General features: G+C 59.1%; 16 protein-coding genes and 2 tRNA genes. 10 read left to right on the forward strand and 8 right to left on the reverse strand.

The genetic code is table 11. From position 1 onward, the window contains the following. Positions 1-28: 28 nt before the first annotated feature. Entirely contained in the window at positions 29-649 is a 621-nt protein-coding gene (locus GOV38_RS01480) for a thiamine phosphate synthase (RefSeq protein WP_171207923.1), read from the reverse strand. A 164-nt stretch (positions 650-813) separates the two neighbouring features. On the opposite strand from GOV38_RS01480, the gene GOV38_RS01485 reads away from it, so the two are divergent. The 4 genes from GOV38_RS01485 to yghX all read left to right on the forward strand — a co-directional run bounded on the left by GOV38_RS01485 (position 814) and on the right by yghX (position 5,196). Then, positions 814-1,557, forward strand: coding sequence for an RNA methyltransferase (locus tag GOV38_RS01485; RefSeq protein WP_171099395.1), 744 nt, complete (start codon positions 814-816; stop codon positions 1,555-1,557). 59 nt (positions 1,558-1,616) lie between these two features. Then, positions 1,617-2,762 carry a heme A synthase gene (ctaA, locus tag GOV38_RS01490; RefSeq protein WP_171207369.1) on the forward strand — a complete coding sequence of 382 codons (1,146 nt, stop codon included), beginning with the start codon at positions 1,617-1,619 and terminating at the stop codon, positions 2,760-2,762. Positions 2,763-2,766: 4 nt separating this feature from the next. Then, positions 2,767-4,236 (forward strand): carboxypeptidase M32, encoded by a 1,470-nt coding sequence (locus GOV38_RS01495; RefSeq protein WP_171207370.1) that lies wholly within the window; start codon positions 2,767-2,769, stop codon positions 4,234-4,236. A 63-nt stretch (positions 4,237-4,299) separates the two neighbouring features. Continuing rightward, entirely contained in the window at positions 4,300-5,196 is an 897-nt protein-coding gene (gene yghX, locus GOV38_RS01500; protein WP_171099392.1) for a YghX family hydrolase, read from the forward strand. A 30-nt stretch (positions 5,197-5,226) separates the two neighbouring features. On the opposite strand, the gene GOV38_RS01505 is transcribed toward yghX, so the two are convergent. Further along, positions 5,227-5,991 carry a caspase family protein gene (locus GOV38_RS01505; RefSeq protein ID WP_171207371.1) on the reverse strand — a complete coding sequence of 255 codons (765 nt, stop codon included), beginning with the start codon at positions 5,989-5,991 and terminating at the stop codon, positions 5,227-5,229. Between the two features lie 219 nt (positions 5,992-6,210). After that, complete coding sequence (gene gyrA / locus GOV38_RS01510; protein ID WP_171207372.1) at positions 6,211-8,934, reverse strand: DNA gyrase subunit A; 2,724 nt, start codon at positions 8,932-8,934, stop codon at positions 6,211-6,213. A gap of 193 nt (positions 8,935-9,127) precedes the next feature. Here gyrA and GOV38_RS01515 point away from each other — a divergent pair, with 193 nt between their 5' ends. Further along, positions 9,128-9,397, forward strand: a complete 270-nt coding sequence (locus tag GOV38_RS01515; protein WP_171207373.1) for an usg protein — start codon at positions 9,128-9,130, stop codon at positions 9,395-9,397. On the opposite strand, the gene GOV38_RS01520 is transcribed toward GOV38_RS01515, so the two are convergent. Continuing rightward, on the reverse strand, positions 9,394-10,947 hold the full coding sequence (locus GOV38_RS01520; protein ID WP_171207374.1) for a caspase family protein: 1,554 nt from the start codon (positions 10,945-10,947) through the stop codon (positions 9,394-9,396). The genes GOV38_RS01515 and GOV38_RS01520 overlap by 4 nt on opposite strands. 188 nt (positions 10,948-11,135) lie before the next feature. Between GOV38_RS01520 and GOV38_RS01525 the strand changes: the two genes are divergently transcribed. Then, the gene (locus tag GOV38_RS01525) at positions 11,136-11,834 is read left to right on the forward strand and encodes a hypothetical protein (RefSeq protein ID WP_171207375.1); all 699 of its coding nucleotides are present in this window, start codon (positions 11,136-11,138) and stop codon (positions 11,832-11,834) included. On the opposite strand, the gene GOV38_RS01530 is transcribed toward GOV38_RS01525, so the two are convergent. Next, a complete protein-coding gene (locus GOV38_RS01530; RefSeq protein WP_171207376.1) occupies positions 11,835-12,788 on the reverse strand; it encodes a radical SAM protein in 954 nt (317 codons plus the stop codon). Positions 12,789-12,974: 186 nt separating this feature from the next. Between GOV38_RS01530 and zwf the strand changes: the two genes are divergently transcribed. From zwf to GOV38_RS01550, 4 genes are all read left to right on the forward strand, one after another. After that, positions 12,975-14,429: a glucose-6-phosphate dehydrogenase gene (gene zwf, locus GOV38_RS01535; RefSeq protein WP_171136448.1), complete on the forward strand. Its 1,455-nt coding sequence runs from the start codon at positions 12,975-12,977 to the stop codon at positions 14,427-14,429. Beyond that, positions 14,426-15,097, forward strand: a complete 672-nt coding sequence (pgl, locus tag GOV38_RS01540) for a 6-phosphogluconolactonase (protein WP_171207377.1) — start codon at positions 14,426-14,428, stop codon at positions 15,095-15,097. Before zwf ends, pgl begins: the two co-directional genes overlap by 4 nt. Positions 15,098-15,102: 5 nt before the next feature. Next, a complete protein-coding gene (pgi, locus tag GOV38_RS01545; RefSeq protein WP_171207378.1) occupies positions 15,103-16,716 on the forward strand; it encodes a glucose-6-phosphate isomerase in 1,614 nt (537 codons plus the stop codon). 120 nt (positions 16,717-16,836) lie between these two features. Beyond that, entirely contained in the window at positions 16,837-18,459 is a 1,623-nt protein-coding gene (locus GOV38_RS01550; RefSeq protein ID WP_171207379.1) for a long-chain-fatty-acid--CoA ligase, read from the forward strand. A 12-nt stretch (positions 18,460-18,471) separates the two neighbouring features. Here GOV38_RS01550 and GOV38_RS01555 read toward each other — a convergent pair. From GOV38_RS01555 to GOV38_RS01565, 3 genes are all read right to left on the reverse strand, one after another. Then, positions 18,472-18,546, reverse strand: a tRNA-Asn gene (locus GOV38_RS01555). Positions 18,547-18,676: 130 nt separating this feature from the next. After that, a tRNA-Asn gene (locus GOV38_RS01560) sits at positions 18,677-18,751 on the reverse strand. Positions 18,752-18,826: 75 nt separating this feature from the next. Beyond that, positions 18,827-19,741, reverse strand: coding sequence for an MBL fold metallo-hydrolase (locus GOV38_RS01565; RefSeq protein ID WP_171207380.1), 915 nt, complete (start codon positions 19,739-19,741; stop codon positions 18,827-18,829). Positions 19,742-19,753 lie beyond the last annotated feature (12 nt).

Here is a 19,753-nt window from a genome sequence, read left to right on the forward strand (position 1 = left end):
CCCGTGCAAGTCGGAAAGGGCCGCACGATCAACCCATTGCGGCGATAAGCTGTTGCAATGCCGCCAATGGGTCATCCTGTGACCAGATTTCCTCGCCGATGCCAAAGAAATCGGTGCAGGGCGCAAGCTGGCCGATCAATTCAGGGGTCAAGCCCGCTTCGGCCACAACCGGCACTTCGATCATTTCCGACCACCACTGAAACAAGTCCTTTTCGGCCCGGGTTCCATCGCCAAGCGATGCGGCACCCACCGGGCCAAAAGCCACGTAATCCGCACCGTTTTCACCGGCGGTCATGCCATCATGACTGGAGGCCCCGCAGAAACTGCCAACGATGGCATCTGCTCCCAACTCTTTGCGGGCGGCACGGACCGAGCGGGCCCCGTCATCCAGATGCACCCCGTCCAATCCCAGCCGTTGTGCCAGCAACACGTGGTTTGACAGCACAATCGCTACATCCCGTGCGTGGGCAACTTCGCGGCAGGCATCCGCAGCGCGGGCGATGGTATCCTCGTCATGGCCTGCAAGCGCCAGGCGCAGACAGGCGATCTCGGCCCCGTCCAGAATGCGTGCCAACTGGTCGGGAAAGCGGCTCAATTCGATCGTGGGCGGTGTGATCAGATAGATCTGCGGCTGCTCGGGGCTGTCCATGGCGCATCCTTCGGCATTGACTTCTTCCGGGCGGTTTAGCGGATTGGACGTGGGACGCAATCTTTTATGCCTCCGGCGGAGGTATTTGGGAACAGAAGAAGCAGGGGTGGCTTGCCCTTGCCCGGCGTCGCGATTAGAGCAGGCAGAGTTTTTCGGAGTACACTATGCCCAGCGAGAATTCCCAGCCATCTTTTGTGCTTGTACGCCCGCAGATGGGCGAAAACATCGGGGCTGCAGCGCGGGCGATGTGGAATTTCGGGTTGGACCGGATGCGGATCGTGGCGCCTCGGGACGGGTGGCCGAACCCCAAGGCGGTGGCGATGTCGAGCGGTGCCGGACGGTTGCTGGATGAGGCGCAGCTGTTTGACGATCTGGCGGGATCATTGTCAGACACCACCTTTGTCTTTGCCACCACGGCGCGCCAGCGTGGCTTGACCAAGCCGGTCTATAGCCCCGAACGCGCGATGCAGATCGCGGCCCAGAAGGTTGCTGCGGGTGAAAACGTGGCTGTTCTGTTCGGGCCCGAGCGGGCGGGGCTCGAGAACGAGGATATCGCCAAGGCCAACGCCATCATCTCGGTCCCGGTAAACCCGGATTATGCATCGCTGAACCTGGGGCAATGCGTATTGCTGACCGCTTACGAGTGGATGCGCCAAACCGGTGAGGTCACCCACGAAGCCACTGATCTGGGCAAGGGCGATTGGGCGACGGGTATTGAGGTTGAAAAGCTGGTTGAACATTATGAGGACCGGTTGGATGCGGCGGGGTTCTTTTATCCGCCCGAAAAAGCCGATGGTATGAAGACCAATCTGCGCAATCTCTGGTCGCGGATGCGGATGACACGCGCGGATGTGCAGATGCTGCACGGGATCATGCGGCAGATGGTCCGCTGGAAGGAGCGGGGCTGAGGCTGGACCTTGGCCCGCCTTGGCCCTAGCTTGCGACGAAATCACCACATGAGGACAGCATGAGCGGTAAGCGCAGCATCTTCGAAGAGGTCTCGGACACAGAAAAACAGCAGGCGGTGCAGCCTGGCATGATCGACAGGGGCCGCAGCGACGCACGGGGCGCGATCCGCGTCTGGTTGATGATCCTGTTTGCGCTGGTGGTGGTGATGATCGCCGTGGGCGGGCTGACCCGTCTGACCGATAGCGGCCTGTCGATCACCGAATGGCGGCCCGTAACGGGCGCGATCCCGCCACTGTCCGAGGCTGACTGGCAGGCCGAATTCGACAAGTACAAACAGATCGATCAGTGGCGCATCCAGAACCAGTGGATGGAGCTGAGCGATTTCAAGTTCATCTATTGGTGGGAATGGGGGCATCGCCAGTTGGGCCGTGTGATCGGGCTGGTCTGGGCTGTTGGGTTCTTTGGCTTTCTGGCGCTGCGCAAAATTCCAACCGGCTGGACGGGCAAGCTGCTGATCCCCGGTGTTCTGGGCGGCATCCAGGGCGCTGTCGGCTGGTGGATGGTCGCCTCGGGCGTCACGCAGGGCGAAGGCATGACGGCTGTGGCCAGTTATCGCCTGGCCACCCATCTGGGTCTGGCCTTTGTCATTCTGGGGTTCCTTGCCTGGTATATCTTTGAACTGGGCCGCAGTGAGCGTGACCTGATGCAGGCCCGGCGGGCAAAAGAGGCAAAGCTCTTCTCGCTTTCGACCGGATTGCTGCATTTCACCTTTTTGCAGATACTCATTGGGGCGCTTGTGGCAGGGATCGACGCTGGGCGGTCCTATACCGATTGGCCTTTGATCGGCGGTCAGCTGTTGCCGCCCGATGCGACGATGCTTGAGCCGCTGTGGCGGAACTTCTTTGAAAGCCCGGGGCTGGTGCAGTTTATCCACCGTTGCGTGGGCTACTTGCTGCTGATCTTTGCCTTTGTCGTCTGGCGGCGGGGCGGCACCAGCGCGCATCCACAGACCCGATTTGCCTTTAACGCAGCCTTTGCGGCGCTGTCGCTTCAGGTTGTGGTGGGCATTGTCACAGTAGTCTATGGCGCCCCCTGGCAGATCGCGATTTTCCACCAGTTTATGGCCGTTATCGTGTGGACGCTGATCCTGCGGGCGCGGTTCCTGACGGCCTATCCCATTGCAACCTCACTGCGCGGAGCTTGATTTCATGACTGCATTTGATGACCTGATGGCGTTTCAGCGGGAAACCTCGGCTTTGGGCCAGATTGCCGGGCGGTTGGGCTGGGATCAGGAAACCATGATGCCACGCGGCGCAGCGCCGCAACGGGCTGAGGAAATGGCCGCGATTGAGGCTGTTCTGCACGCCCGCCGCTCGGACCCGCGCGTGGCCGAATGGCTGGACCAAGCCGCACCACAGGACGCGGTTGGCAAAGCGCAGCTTCGTGACATCCGCCGGGCCTATGACCGTGCCGTTAAAGTGCCGGCTGATCTGGCAACGGCTATCGCGCGCGTGACCTCAGCCGCGCAAGGCACCTGGGCGCAGGCCCGCGCCGATGAGGATGTGGCCGCCTTCCTACCGGTGCTGGAAGAGGTTGTCGCACTGAAACGTCAGGAAGGCGAAGCGCTGGCGCAGGGTGGTAACGTCTATGACGCGATGGTCGAGGATTACGAGCCCTATACGACCGGCGCGCAGATTGCTGCCATTTTCGACCAGATGCGCCCGCGTCTGGTCGCGTTGCGCGCCGCTGTGCTGGACAGGCCGGAACCTGCTGCGCTGATGGGCCAGTTTGATGAACGGATCCAGATGCGGCTGTCGCAGAAACTGGCCACCACCTTTGGCTATGACCTCAACAACGGGCGGGTCGACAAGGCGGTGCACCCGTTCAGTTCGGGCAGCGGGCTGGATGTGCGCATCACCACACGGACCAGCGAGACCGACCCGTTCAACTGTTTCTATTCCACCATTCACGAGGTCGGTCATGCCGCTTACGAGCAAGGCGTCGATAAGGCCTATCTTCTGACACCGCTGGGCAGCGGCGTGTCGATGGGGGTTCATGAAAGCCAAAGCCGGATTTACGAAAACCAGCTGGGCCGCTCGCGCGCCTTTACCGGGTGTCTGTTTGAGCAGATGAAAGACGCCTTCGGCGACTTCGGGATCGCCGACGCCGACGCGTTTTATGCCACCGTCAACCGGGTGCATAACGGCTATATCCGAACCGAGGCGGATGAGGTCCAATATAACCTGCACATCATGCTGCGCTTTGATCTGGAACGTGCCCTGATGGCCGGCGATCTGCAGGTCAGCGATCTGGAAGCTGCGTGGAATGACCGGTTCAAGGCTGATTTCGGATATGCGGTCGACAAGCCCTCGAACGGGTGCTTGCAGGACGTGCATTGGTCGGTGGGCCTGTTTGGCTATTTCCCGACCTATTCGCTGGGCAATGTCTATGCTGGATGCCTGTATCAGGCCCTACGTGCCGCAGTGCCCGATCTGGATGCGCAGCTTGCCCAAGGCGAGACCAGCAGTGCAACAGAATGGCTGCGTGAAAACGTGCAGCAACATGGCGGCCTTTTTGCACCGCGTGAGATCATCGCACGTGCCAGTGGGGTAGAGCCGGGGCCGAACCCGCTGTTGGCGTATCTGGAGGCGAAATTCAACGCGCTCTACGATCTTTGATTTCCCGGATCGCCGATCACAGGCTAGGGTGGGTGCAGTGATAGCATTGCTTGGGAGGCAAGGATGACTGGCAACGCCCGCAAGAAAGCAAGTGATTTCGATCCCCGGATACTTGAGATCTTTGATGGATATGTCCACGGCACGATGTCGAAGCGCGAGTTCATCTCGCGCGCCGGGAAATATGCGGCTGCGGGCGTCACCGGAGCCATGATCCTGGACCAGCTACAGCCCAATTACGCATGGGCGCAGCAGGTTGCACCAGACGACCCCGATATCGAAACCATGGTGGTCGCGTTCGACAGCCCCGATGGGCACACTGAAACCAGCGGTTTGATGGCGATGCCTGCAAATGCCACAGGCAAGTTGCCTGCGGTGCTGGTGGTGCATGAAAACCGGGGGCTCAACCCCTATATCGAGGACGTGGTTCGGCGCACGGCCAAGGCTGGATTTCTGGCCTTTGGCCCGGATGGTTTGTCGCCGCTTGGAGGGTATCCCGGCACCGATGAAGAAGGGCGCGAGATGCAACGCTCGATGGACCGGGAAAAACTGATGGCGGATTTCTTTGCCGCATATGAGTTTTTGCGGGACCATGATCTTTCGTCCGGCAAAGTCGGCGCTGTTGGTTTCTGCTATGGCGGCGGTGTCTGTAACGCGTTGGCGGTGGCTTATCCCGACCTTGGCGCCTCCGTTCCGTTCTACGGGCGCCAACCTGCAGCCGAAGATGTGCCATCGATTGAGGCGCCTTTGATGATCCATTACGCGGGTCTAGATGAAAGGATCAATGCCGGCTGGCCGGCTTATTCAAAGGCGCTGGAGGACAATCAGAAAAAGTTCAGCGTTCATTTCTATCCAGACGTCAATCACGGGTTCCACAACGACACGACACCGCGATATGACGAAACTGCGGCCAATCTGGCCTGGAAACGGACAATCGCCTTTTTCAACAATTATCTTTCGTAAGGCCCGGGTCGCGCTCAAAGCTGCGCCCGGTTAACTCGCGTTTGGATCCTTCAACCCGATCCTGATATTCAACGACGACCGCGCCCAAGGCGATTGCAGACCTTCGGTTTCGCTGACCACATCCGAGCGGACTTGTTCGAACATCTGCTCCAAACCCAGATCAGTGGTCCTGATGGCGCGCGCAATCGCTGCGGTGTATGGGCTGTTTGATCCTGTCCCATCCAACGCGACGTCGCCGGGACCCGTGGCATAGGCGATCAGGTTGTTCGTACGGGCCGTCATTCGCGCCAGCCCGTCGCCTACATCCCCAAACACGTCGGCTTGACTTCCAAAGGGATTGTCGCGACAGGCGTCCAGGATCATCACGCTGACAGCTTTGGGTGTGTGAATGCGATCCAAAATCCACTCGGCAGGAACGGCTTCACCAGCAATGTCGGCTTCAGTCTGGATATTCACGTTCAGCGGAAGAAGATAGTTAAAGCCATCGCTGCGAACGCCATGCCCGGCGAAGTAAAACACTGCCAGCGCTTCGGACCCCGCCGCACGCACCTTGCTGGCAAAAGCCTCTACCTCCTGCATCATGTCTGCGCGACCCACATCTGTCAGTGTGGTGACCGAGAATCCGGCCGCTTGAAGCTCGTCGCTCATCAGTCGCGCATCATTTACAGGGTTATCGAGCGCAGGGACATTCGTGTATCCGGCGTTTCCGATCACCAATGCAAATCGTTCATGGGCTGAGGATGGCCCGGCAAACAGGACGGTGACCATGAAAAAAACCATCAGAATACGCGTCAATTTGACCTCCAATCTTTCGAACCAGAAAATGAGGATCCGTACCTGTCATTGACCGTCTGGCAGAAATCCGTCGTGCGTGTTTCAAACGAGACACGCATCAATCTAACACTCAACTATGAAACTTTATTCAGCGCCATTGAGCAAAACCAGCACGCTTACTAATCGGAGCTTAGATCAAAAAAGACCGAGTTCAATTTACCCGGTCTTTTTGGCGTCCAATTACTCTTCGCCGTCTTCGTCGCCCTGATCGGCGATCCAGGCGACACTGACGACTTCCTCGCCCTTGCCGGTGTTGAACACTTTCACCCCACCAGCCGAGCGGGAGCGGAACGAGATGCCGTCGACCGGAACCCGGATCGATTGACCCTTGGAGGTGGCCAGCATGATCTGGTCGTCCATCTCTACCGGGAATGATGCCACAAGCTCGCCGCCGCGCATGGCTTTGTCCATCGCCGCCACACCCATACCGCCGCGTCCGCGGACCGGATAATCGTGGCTGGAGCTGAGCTTGCCTGCACCGCCCGAGGTGATGGTCAGAATCAGGTTTTCGGCCGCCGACATCTCGGCATAGCGCTCCTGCGTGATTGAACCCGGTGCGGCTTCATCCTCATCGCTTTCACCGTCATCGGCAATCCCGGCCACGGCGCGGCGCATCTTGAGGTAGGCGGAGCGTTCGTCCGGGTCTGCCTCGAAATGGCGGATAACAGACATCGAGACCACGCGGTCACCGTTGGTCAGTTTAATGCCACGCACACCGGTGGATTCGCGCGAGTTGAAGACTCGTACATCGGTGGTGCGGAAGCGGATCGCGCGGCCCGAATTTGTGACCAGCATCACGTCTTCATCTTCCGAGCAGATGCGGGCGTTCACCAGTTCCACATCCTCGGGCAGCTTCATCGCGATCTTGCCGTTACGGCGCACATTGGTGAAATCCGATAGCCGGTTGCGGCGCACGTCGCCTGCGCTGGTGGCAAAGACGATCTGAAGGTTCTCCCATTCCTCATCCGGCACATCCACCGGCATGATCGCAGCAATCGAGACACCGGTTGGAATCGGCAGGATATTGACGATCGCCTTGCCCTTGCCGGTGCGGCTGGACTGCGGCAGGCGCCAGGTCTTGAGCTTGTAGACCATGCCCTCGGTGGTGAAGAACAGCAGCTGCGTATGTGTGTTGGCCACAAAGAGGGTGGTGACCACGTCCTCTTCCTTGGTCTGCATGCCCGACAGCCCCTTGCCGCCACGTTTCTGCGCGCGGAAATCGGCCAGCGGGGTGCGTTTGATATAGCCGCCCGAAGTGACGGTAACGACCATATCCTCACGCTCGATCAGGTCCTCGTCTTCCATGTCGCCCGACCAGTCGACGATCTCGGTGCGGCGCGGCACGGCGAACTGTTCACGCACGTCGCGCAGCTCATCCGCGATGATGCCCATGATGCGTTCGCGCGAGGACAGAATATCCAGGTATTCCTTGATCTTGCCGGCCAGTTCTTCCAGCTCGTCAGTGACCTCTTTGACCCCGATCTGGGTCAGGCGTTGCAGGCGCAAATCGAGGATGGCGCGGGCCTGCACTTCGGTCAGGTTATAGGTGCCATCGTCGTTCATCTTGGACAAAGGGTCGTCGATCAGACGCAGATAGCCTTCGATCTCGGCGGCAGGCCAGCGGCGGGTCATCAGCTTTTCGCGCGCCTCGGCAGCGTCCGCCGATGAGCGGATGGTGGCAACCACCTCATCCACGTTTGAAACGGCAACGGCCAAACCACACAGGATATGGCTACGTTCCCGTGCTTTGCGCAGGTCATAGGCGGTGCGGCGGGCGACGACATCCTCGCGGAAGTCGATGAACGAGGTCAGGAAACGGCGCAACGTCAGCTGTTCGGGCCGTCCACCGTTCAGCGCCAGCATGTTACAACCGAACGAGGTCTGCATCGGCGAAAAGCGATAGAGCTGGTTCAGCACCACCTCGGGCGTGGCATCGCGTTTCAGTTCGACCACCACGCGCACACCGTTGCGATCGGATTCGTCCTGAACGTGGCTCACGCCTTCGATGCGCTTCTCGCGCACGGCTTCGGCGATCTTTTCGATCATCGAGGCCTTGTTAACTTGATAGGGGATCTCATCGACGATGATCGCGTAACGATCCTTGCGGATCTCTTCCACGCGGGTTTTGGCGCGGATGATGACGCTGCCGCGCCCCTCAAGATAGGCCTTGCGCGCACCAGACCGGCCCAGCATTACGCCTCCGGTCGGGAAATCGGGGCCGGGCACGTATTCGATCAGCTGTTCCGAGGTCAGATCCGGGTCGTCGATCAGCGCCAGCGTGGCATCCACCACTTCGCCCAGATTGTGCGGCGGAATGTTAGTGGCCATACCCACGGCGATACCGCCCGCGCCGTTGACCAGCATGTTCGGGAAACGCGCGGGCAAGACCGTCGGTTCCTGATCCTTACCGTCATAGTTGTCCTGAAAATCGACCGTCTCTTTTTCGATATCGGCCAGCAGGGCGGCGGCGGGCTTGTCCATCCGCACTTCGGTATAGCGCATGGCCGCCGGGTTATCGCCATCCATCGAACCAAAGTTGCCCTGACCATCCAAGAGCGGCAGTGACATCGAGAAATCCTGCGCCATCCGCACCAGCGCATCATAGATCGCGCTGTCGCCATGCGGGTGGTATTTACCCATCACATCACCCACCGGGCGGGCCGATTTGCGGTAGGCCTTGTCATGGGTATTGCCGGTTTCGTGCATCGCATAAAGGATGCGCCGGTGCACCGGTTTCAATCCATCGCGCAGATCGGGGATCGCGCGACTGACGATGACCGACATGGCGTAGTCCAGATAGGACGTGCGCATCTCGGATTCGATGGACACCGTCGGGCCGTCGTATGCGGGGCGCTCAGGCGGGTTTTCGTCCATGTTTTCAGGTGTTTCTGGCGTATCGCTCACGTAAGCTGCCCGTGTCTTGTTTTTGATCTATATCTTGTGGATGCACCTTATCAGACCCGGCACATAAGGTGCAAGCAAGCAAAGAAAGTGTTGCCAAAAACCCCGGTAACCTAGTGGTAACATATTGTTATCCAAGTATTAGAGGGTTTCGGTGTTACTCTGAGTAGACCTTGCAAGAAAATCGGAGGTCTGAATGGAGCAAAGCGAAACAGAACTGATGCTTAAAGGATATGGGCTGACGACGGCGGAATTCTTCTATCGCATGCCGGATTATATCCACGTGTTGAACACCTTTATCTGGCAGGATTACGATCTGGCGCCGGATCACCCCAAACTGTTCGAATTCATAGATTTCTGGAAGCGCGAGATTGAAGGCCCGCTGCACTCCGTGCGCTATACCCATCGCAAGATGATCGCGCCGGGGGAATGGCGCAATATGGTGGGTGAGTTTCGGGTTAATTAGGCCCTCCAGGCATAGACGGAACAACCGGTCGAACCGCTTGCGGTAAAGCTCTGGCCATCTGCGGCAAGCCGCCCGCGCCATTTCACGGTAATGGCCGGGAAATAGTCGGTGCCCGAGATCTGCTGTTCGTTCACAAAAATCTCGGTATTGGCTGTCTGGCCCAGCGAGTCTTTCAATTGACCGAAATATTTGTTTCCGCCTGCCGACGTGTAACGCACCGAACCGGTAACGTTCAGAACAAGGGCGCAGGTGGCTTTGAATTGCCACGTGCCTGCCATCGAAAACCCGGTCGTGGGTGCGGGCGCGGGGGTCGAGACCTGACAGATTGTCCCGCTGGCGCTTTGCAACTCTTCCAACGCATGACGCGTGCCCAGATCATCCGCGCCGAGGGTCGACCCGCTGACATCGCGATATTCGGCAAAGGCGCGTCTGGTGCGCGGGCCTGCCAATCCGTCGGCCACGCCCACATTGCAGCCTATGGCATTCAGCGCCTGTTGCGTTGCACGCATCACCTCACGCGAATCCGGAACCAGCGGAGCGGGTGTCGGCGCTGATACGGGGTGTTGCGGTGCCGGATCTTCTTCGGGCGCAGGCGGGTTGCTGAGCGCCAGGGCGTCGCGCAATTGCAGAGCTACCTCATAGGTATAGTTTTCAGATTGCGCCTGATATTTCTCAAGAAATGTATCCAGCGCTGAAACCGTTCCAACCGAGCGCGCCAGTTCAAGATCGGCGCGCATGACTTGTACCGGCAAATCTTCGGTCGCCTGATCCCGTGCGACGGCGGGAGAGAAGTAAAACTCTCCAAGCATTTCATCATAATAGGCGGGAATTTGAGTGTGCTGAACCGTTCGCGAAAGATCGCGAACGTCGCGGCGCAAGTCGGCGACCATGCTGCGCAGTTCCAAACCGGGCTCGGACAGACGCGGCAACAGCGCGCGGGTGAAGACGGAATTGGGCTCGGCCTCATCATCGCTGAGCCGGTCCAGCGCCATCTGACCGGCGCCGGCTGAAAAGATCACAAACATGCCCTGCGGCGCGTTGATCCGACCCAGTCCGCGCGTCCGCCCGATGGATCGCCCGGCATGGGTTTCAAACGGGTTGTCCCGGCAGGCATCAATGATGGCAATCGAGGTATGCGCTCCGGTCGCGCGCACGCGGTCCAACAGGTTTGACAGCGCGATGGATTCGGATTTGACAAAGTCGGTTTCGCCAGTGGAGGGCGTTACAATGTCTGTGGGCAGCAGGTAATTTTCGCCATCGATTTCAACACCATGGCCCGCAAAGAACACAAAAGCGGTATCCCCGGCGTCGAGCCGGGCGGTGAAATCGGCGATGTGCTGGTTCATGCCGCGCCGGTCCAGGTTGAGCCCTTCGATGGTTTCAAACCCCAGGGTTTGCAGTTTGGACGAGACGGCCTCGGCATCTGCGACGGCCTTTTGAAGATCGACGACCGAATCGTAATCGTTATTCCCGATGACCAAAGCCAACCGTTCCTGCGCCCATACCGGGCAGGCGCTGATCAGCAAGCAAAGCGTCCAAAACCATTTCATTGCCACGTCTCACAAAAACTCAAAGACATTGGCACTCATATCATTGATTTTGGGCGTGATCAGTGAATTTGGTTACGTTAAGCTTTTGTTCGGCCTTTTCTGTTCTTTGGTGCATTTCTTCATAGGTGGGTTTTCGGCCCCGTCGGCCTCGGCTAATAAAACACTGCGCAACCCGGAGGAGTTTTCTTATGTCCAAAGCAATCAGTTTCGCTTTCATCGGGTTGTTGATTGGCACCCCCCTCATGGCTGAAGGCGTTTTGGACAAGATCAAGAAAGGTGCCGAGAAAACGGTCGACGCCATTGGTCAAGGTGCGGAAGTCGTTGGAACCACTGTGCAAAAAGGCGCAGCAGCCGTGGACAACACGATAGATTCCACCACAGAGCTTTTGTCGAATGAGGCTACGCCAGAGGAAACGCGGGCCAAATTGGACGGGATGGCGAGTGACATCCTGGACCAATTGCTTGCGGAAAACCCCGAGGCAGGTGCGCTGTATGACCTCAGCGCAGGCTATGCCGTTTTTGATTCACGAAAGGTCACGGTGTTTCCGGTGTCAGGCGGCTATGGGCGCGGGGTGGCCGTGTCGAAAGAAACCGGCCAACACACCTATATGAACATGGGCACCGGGGGCGTCGGGGCTGCGGTCGGGATCGGCGGCTTTGAAGCCAAGTTCGTGATCTTGTTTGAAACACAAGCCGATTTGGACAGCTTCATTGCGCATGGCTATGACGCTACGGCTGAGACCGGAGCGATGTACGGAGAGGAGCGCAGCGGCGAGGCTGTGCATTTCACAGATGGCCGCTCTTTCTTTGTGCTGGGCAAAAAAGGCTGGCGGGTGTCTGCCGCTGCGACAGGCACGAAGTTCTGGAAATCACCAGAGCTGAACTGATCAGCCAGAACAGCTGGCCCCGCCCAAGACGCAAAACTTGGCGCAGTGGGGGTGGTTCAGATGCACGTCAGCCTCGGCCTCGGCCAGTGTGTGACCCATTTCAAACTCGGGTGCATAGGGCAGCAAGGTACAGGCCAAAACAGCAGGCTTCTCCGCCCCTTTGCGTTTGACCACCATGCGGGCACTGGCGCACATGACGGCGTCGGGTGATTTGTCCAGTATGCCCCAGCAGGCGGTGGTGATTTCGGGCACTTCGATGTTTTCGTCCATTTCGGGAAACAGCACGGTCTGGCCTGGATCATTGGGATCAATGTCAAACCCGTGTTCGGCAAAGAACGTCGCATAGCCCTGGCGGCTGTCCGCGTCAGTGTCGCCCCAAAGCGTGCGCCCGGCGATGGCCATGTTGAACCCATGATCGCGCAGCCATTGCATGCCGGTCAGGGTCTTGTCGAAACCGCCTCTTCCGCGCTCTTCATCATGCAGTTCGGGGCGGAAATGATCGACCGACACGCGCAAGGTCAGCCTGTCGTTGTGGTTTTTCTGCAGATCCAATAGCCCGTCGCGCATCTTTCGGCGCATCATCGGGGCCATGGCATTGGTGAGAATCAAAACCTCGTATCCGCGCTCCAGCGCGGCGCGGGTCATTTCGATCATATCGGGGTTCATGAACGGCTCACCACCGGTAAAACCGATCTCACGGATGGGCCAGCCGCACTCTTCGATCTGGTCGAGATAGTCGCGCACTTCCTCAGCGGTGATATAGACCAGCGCGTCATTGGTGGGGCTGCTTTCGATATAGCAGTTGACGCATTCGATATTGCACAGAGTTCCGGTGTTGAACCACAAGGTCTGCGGGTTGCTGAGTTTGACCGAGGCGCGGGTCTCTCCCAGAGCTGTCACCAATTTGTCTTCGAACTTGCCAATATTGGCGATCTGAGAGGCGCTGTCTTTCATTCCGGCATCCGGTTCCCTGTATTTCTTCGATCGATCTAGGCTGTTCTTATGTGCAGGGAAAGCCGTAGGGCGGGAAACTGACAGAGATTTGATGACGATCAGTGCAGGCGGATGATGCGCGAGAAAAGACCGAGCATGATTGCGCTAACATTGGACATGAACCAGAGGGCAAGGTAAGGGAAAGTCATGGTTTCTCGTGTAATCCCCGTTGATCCGTTCGACCTGGTGATTTTTGGCGCGACGGGCGATTTGGCCCAGCGTAAGATCTTGCCTGCGCTGTTCCGCCGTTTTTGCGCCGGGCAATGGCCCGAAGGCACGCAGATCATCGGCGTGGCGCGGCGCGTGCAGGATGACGCAGGTTTTCGAGACGTCGTACGGGCGGCGTTGCACGAGCACGACCCCACCGCGCGGTCCAATGCGCAGTCTGTTGCAGAGTTTTTGCGGCGCGTTCGTTACCTTCCGCTAGATGCGACCCAGGATCAGGGGTGGGGCGACCTCGCGTCTTTGCTGCATGCGGATCGCATTCGGGCCTTTTATTTCTCGGTTGGTCCGTCGCTTTTTGGTCCCTTGGCCGAGCGGATCAAGGCACATGGTTTGACGAATGCTCAAACCCGCGTGGTAGTTGAAAAGCCCTTTGGTCATGATCTGGCCAGCGCGCAAGCCTTGAACGCGACGTTGGCGCGGTATTTCCACGAAAGTCAGATTTATCGTATTGATCATTATCTGGGCAAAGAAACCGTTCAGAACCTGATGGCCGTGCGCTTTGGCAATATGTTGTTCGAGCCGCTCTGGAACAGCCAGTACGTCGATCACATCCAGATCACGGTGGCCGAAACCGTAGGGATCGACGGGCGCGAGGACTATTATGAGCGCGCAGGCGCGATGCGGGATATGGTGCAGAACCATCTGATGCAGCTGCTTTGTCTGATCGCCATGGAGCCTCCGGCCAAGTTCGATCCCGATGCGGTGCGCGACGAAAAGCTCAAGGTGATCCGGGCACTGGATACGGTCGAGCCGCATCACATCGTGCGCGGGCAGTTTGAGGGCGGCCAGGATGGCGCAGGGTACCGCGCGGTGGTGGGCAACCCGCGATCCACGACCGAAAGCTATGTTGCGCTGCGGGCGCATGTCAGCAATTGGCGATGGGCGGGCACACCGTTCTATCTGCGCACGGGCAAGCGATTGGTGGCGCGGTCTTCAGTGATCAACGTGATGTTCAAGGACGCGCCGCATTCGATCTTTGGCGCAGCAGCAGGGCGGCATGCCAATATGCTCTCAATCCGTCTGCAACCCAATGAGGGGATCACGCTGAAAGTGACGATCAAGGAACCGGGGCAGGGTGGTATGCGTCTGATCGACGTGCCGCTGGATATGAGCTTTGCCGAGGCATTGGGCCCGGAAAACCAGAACCCGCCCGGCGCCTATGAGCGTCTGATCATGGATGTCATCCGCGGCAACCAGACGCTCTTTATGCGCGGTGATGAGGTTGAGGCCGCCTGGGCCTGGACAGATCCGATTATCGCAGGTTGGCACGCGCGTGGCGACGTGCCCAAACCCTATGACAGTGGCAGCACCGGTCCCGGCGACGCCGAGCTGCTGATGAAACGTGATGGTCGCCACTGGCAGGGAATAAACCCATGAATTTTCAGGACTATGCCGACCGTGACATGCTGGCCATTGATGTGGCCAACGTGCTGGCCGGCGATATCGAAGCGGCGCTTTTGCACCATGACATGATCTCGCTTGCGGTGCCGGGGGGCACCACGCCGGGGCCGATCTTTGATGGTCTCTGCGCGGCTGACCTGGAATGGGATAGGGTGCGTGTTCTGCCCACGGACGAACGTTGCGTGCCCAGCGATGACGCCCGTTCGAACGAAAAGCTGATCCGTGAACGGCTGCTGACCAACCGAGCATCAGTGGCGCAATATGTGCCACTTTACGTGCCCGGGCGCGAACCCGAGGCCGCTTTGGCCGAGGTTGAGACCCTGCTGGCGCCCGTGCTGCCGCTGTCAGTCCTGGTATTGGGCATGGGTGAAGACATGCACACCGCGTCGCTGTTTCCCGGTATGGCCGGATTGCTGGACGCGCTGGACAGTCACGCGCCAACCCTGGCCGTGGCCCGCACCGATGCGCAGCCCGAGCCGCGTATCACCCTGACCGGGCCCGTGCTGGACGGGGCTTTGTCAAAGCATCTGGTGATCTTTGGTGCCTCTAAACGCGAGGCGCTGGAACGCGCGATGACACTGCCACCGGAAGAGGCCCCAATCTCGGCGGTGCTACGCGGTATGACAGTCCATTGGGCGGAGTAGGCGATATGCAACTGGACACACTCAAACCTCTGGCCGCCGTGCGCGCTGAAACATCAATCCTCGATCTGTTCAAAGCAGACAAAGACCGTGCCTCAGGTTTTGCGGCCTCGACTCAGGATCTGCTGTTTGACTATTCCAAGACGCTGATCGACGCAGAGGTCCGCGACGCGCTGATCCAGCTTTGTGATGCGGCGGATCTGGCCGGGCGGCGGGCGGCGATGTTTGGTGGCGAAAAGATCAACGAAACCGAAGGCCGTGCGGTCTTGCACACCGCGCTGCGCAATCTGGATGGCGGTGCGGTCCATGTGGACGGACAGGATGTCATGCCTGCGGTTCTGGATACGCTGCACCGCATGCGCGTCTTTGCCGAAGAGGTGCGTGGCGGAGCGATACAGGGCGTCGGAGGCAATTTCACCGATGTCGTCAACATCGGGATCGGCGGCTCTGATCTGGGCCCGGTAATGGCGACACATGCATTGGCCCCTTATCATGATGGCCCGCGCGTGCATTACGTCTCGAATGTGGACGGGGCGCATATCGCTGACACGTTGCGCGCGCTGGATCCGAAAACCACCTTGGTGATCGTCGCCTCGAAAACCTTTACCACGATCGAAACTATGACCAACGCGCGCACCGCGCGGGCGTGGATGACCGAAGGTGGTGGCGATCCGTCCCGGCAATTTGCAGCCGTCTCCAGTGCGTTGGACAAAACCGAAAGCTTTGGCATCCCTGCGGACCGGGTATTTGGCTTTGCCGACTGGGTGGGCGGGCGATATTCGGTCTGGGGGCCTGTGGGCCTGCCTGTGATGATCGCGGTGGGCTCGAACGCGTTTGACGGGTTCTTGCGCGGCGGGCAGGCGATGGACCTGCATTTTCAAGCCGCAGAATGGCACGAGAACATGCCGGTGATGCTGGCGCTGGTCGGCATCTGGCATCGTCAGGTTCTGGGCTATACCAGCCGCGCGGTTCTGCCTTATGACCAACGTCTGCTGCGCCTTCCGGCCTATTTCCAGCAGCTGGAGATGGAATCGAACGGCAAATCGGTTGCCATGGACGGCACAGCGTTGACCCTGCCGTCGGGACCTGTGGTCTGGGGCGAGCCGGGCACGAACGGCCAGCACGCGTTCTACCAGCTGATCCACCAAGGCACCGATGTGATCCCATGTGACTTCATGGTCGCTGCAGAGGGGCACGAGCCCGAACTGGCCCATCATCACCGGCTGCTGCTGGCCAATTGCCTGGCCCAGTCCGAAGCTTTGATGCGCGGTCGGTCTTTGGACGAGGCGCGCGCGCTCATGGCGGCCAAAGGTCTGGACGGGGCTGAACTCGACCGTCAGGCGCGCCACCGTGTGTTCCCGGGCAACCGGCCCTCGACCACGTTGATCTATCCCAAGCTCACGCCGTTTGTGCTGGGTCAGATCATTGCGCTTTATGAACACCGTGTCTTTGTCGAAGGGGTGCTGTTGGGCATCAACTCTTTTGATCAATGGGGCGTCGAGTTGGGCAAGGAGTTGGCCACCTCGCTTGGACCGGTTGTCGATGGCGAGGTTGGAACCGAAGGCAAGGACGGCTCGACTGCGGCTTTGGTCGATTACGCCCTGCGTCACCGCGAAGAATAAGCACCGACTAAGCCTTGCCTTAAGGGCAGGGCGCATTCTTTTATTGTCAGACAATTGAAACCTTGGCAGGCTGCGAAGGCACAACCGCCCCAGGGCGGCGCTGACTATGGGAGGATGTCCATGCTGGGACAGATGATGACGCAGCCTTTGCTGATTTCGTCACTGATCGATCACGCCGAACGCTATCACGGAGGCACCGAGATCATCTCGGTCGAAACCGATGGTACCGTGACGCAAACCAACTGGGCCGAGATCGCGCAAAACGCGCGACGTCTGGCCTCGGCGCTTGGCGCGTTGGGCTTGGAACCACAGGACAGGATCGGAACCCTGGCCTGGAACAATCGTCGTCATCTTGAAATCTACTATGCGGTGTCGGGGGCAGGTTATGTCTGCCACACCGTCAATCCGCGACTGTTCCCCGAACAACTGACCTATATCATCAACCACGCTCAGGATCGGGTCCTGTTCTTTGACGCAACCTTCCTGCCGCTTGTCGCCGCGTTGCAAGAGCATCTGACCGAGGTTCGGCACTTTGTTTTGATGGGGCCGCGCAGTGAAGAGGCCACCGCGCAGGTCAAGGACGTCAAGTTCTATGACGAGTTAATCGAGACGGGCAGCGATGATTTCCAATGGCCCAGCTTTGACGAAAACACCGCATCCAGCCTCTGTTACACCTCGGGCACGACCGGGAACCCCAAGGGCGTGCTCTATTCGCATCGATCAACCGTGCTGCACAGTTTCGCATCGAATACCAAGGATGTGATCGGTTATTCCGCCCGCGACGTGGTCATGCCCGTTGTGCCGATGTTCCACGTCAATGCCTGGGGGTCGCCCTATGCCTGCGCCATGTCGGGCTCGCGCATGGTGCTGCCGGGGCCGGGGCTGCAAGGCGATGCGCTGGTCAACCTGATCGATACTTATGGTGTAACGCTGGCCATGGGGGTGCCGACGATCTGGCAGGGCCTTCTGGCCTCGGCGGCCAAGTCGGGCTCGAAACTCGAAAGCTTGCAAAGCACTGTGATCGGAGGCGCTGCATGCCCGCCATCAATGATCGAAACCTTCCGAGAGACCTATGGGGTCGATACCGTCCACGCCTGGGGCATGAGCGAAATGAGCCCATTGGGCAGCGCCAATACGCCTCTGGCCAAACATCTCAACCTGCCTTTGGACGAGCAGCACCGACTGCGGGAAAACCAGGGTCGCCCGCCGTTCGGGGTTGAGCTGAAAATCGTCGATGATGATGGCAATGATCTGCCGCATGATGGCGAAACCCAAGGCGATCTGATGGTGCGCGGGCATTGGGTTCTGGACAGCTATTTCCTGATGCAGGATCAGGATCTGCTGCAGGACGGCTGGTTTGCCACCGGTGATGTGGCGACGCTGGACCCAGATGGCTATATGACGATCCGCGACCGGTCGAAGGACATCATCAAATCGGGGGGAGAATGGATCAGCTCGGTCGAGTTGGAAAACATCGCTGTTGCGCACCCGAAACTGGCCACCGCTGCTGTGGTCGGCGTGCCCCATCCGAAATGGGATGAGCGTCCTTTGCTGGTGGCCGTGAAGGCCGACGGTGAGGACCCGTCCGAACAGGAATTGCTCGGCTTTTTTGACGGCAAGATCGCCAAATGGCAGGTGCCCGACAAAGTGGTCTTTGTGGATGCGTTGCCCCTGAACGCAACCGGCAAGGTCCTCAAACGTAACCTGCGGGACGACTTCAAAGATGCCCTTTTGGGGTCGTGAAACTTGGGAAATTGGCTCCGGCGGTAGGGATCGAACCTACGACCAATTGATTAACAGTCAACTGCTCTACCGCTGAGCTACGCCGGAACGGTTCGCGCCGTATAGCAACCTGTTTTCACGCCGTCCAGAGGGGGATTTCAGTTTTTTTCACCACCAGGCAAACGGCGCAATGCGACCGCAGGTTTGACGGAGTCTTGTGACAGATGATACTGGAAATTGGCTCCGGCGGTAGGGATCGAACCTACGACCAATTGATTAACAGTCAACTGCTCTACCGCTGAGCTACGCCGGAACTTTCAGCGCGTATAGCAACAGGGATTTTCGGCGTCCAGAGCATAAAACGCGATGGCGCGCAAAAAATCTTGCATCAGCTCAGGCGTTTGAACCGCGCTTGCGCAGACAGAATGCCAACCGGTGCCACGGTGGATTTTCCCGTCAGATCAACAAGATGGGCCAGAACATTGCGCTCGGCGGCTGGTAGAAGCGACGTAGGCGTGTCGTTGTAGATGCGCCGCGCCAATTGGCCAACATCTGCTGGGCCATCCTCCAGTGCTGTCAGGATCTGGCGTTCCCGTTCCTGGCGATGGGCAATCAGCCAGTCCAAGCGGCCGGCAGGGTCAGTGATCGGTGCTCCGTGACCTGGATGAAACAACGCCCAGTCCCGGGAGCGCAGCCGGTGGCAGGCTGCCATGAAGTCGGTCAGATCTCCGTCTGGTGGCGAGACCAGAGAACTGGCCCAGCCCATCACATGATCTGCGGTAAAACAGATATCGTCCCAGGCCAGTGCAATATGATTGCCCAGATGCCCGGGCGTGTGAATCACCTCAAGCGTGATCCCGTCGCCTTGGATTTTTGCACCATCGTCCAGTTCGATATCGGGGCGAAACGCATGGTCGATGCCCTCACCGCCACCGACCAAGCCGTTATGAGCCAGTTCCGTCATCACCGCGCTGCGCCCGGATCCCGCTGCGCCAAAGGCCAGAATCGGAGCACCGGTCTCGGCCGCAAGCGGGGCGGCCAGAGGAGAATGATCCAGGTGGGTATGGGTGACAATGATGTGGCTGATGCGCTGATGCGGCTGTAACGCATCCAGAATGGCTTGCAAATGCGGCGCGCTCTGTGGGCCGGGATCGATGACAATCACGTCGCCGGTACCCAGCAAATACGTGTTGGTGCCCCGATAAGTCATCGGCGAGGGGTTGGGCGCCAGGATCCTTTGCAGCCCCGGCGACAGCGTCTCGGGCTGGCCCGGGACAGGGTTGAAATCATCGGGGGCCTGCATCGTCACCTCTTC

The sequence above is a fragment of the Ruegeria sp. HKCCA5839 genome (genome assembly GCF_013035585.1).
GTDB lineage: Bacteria > Pseudomonadota > Alphaproteobacteria > Rhodobacterales > Rhodobacteraceae > Ruegeria.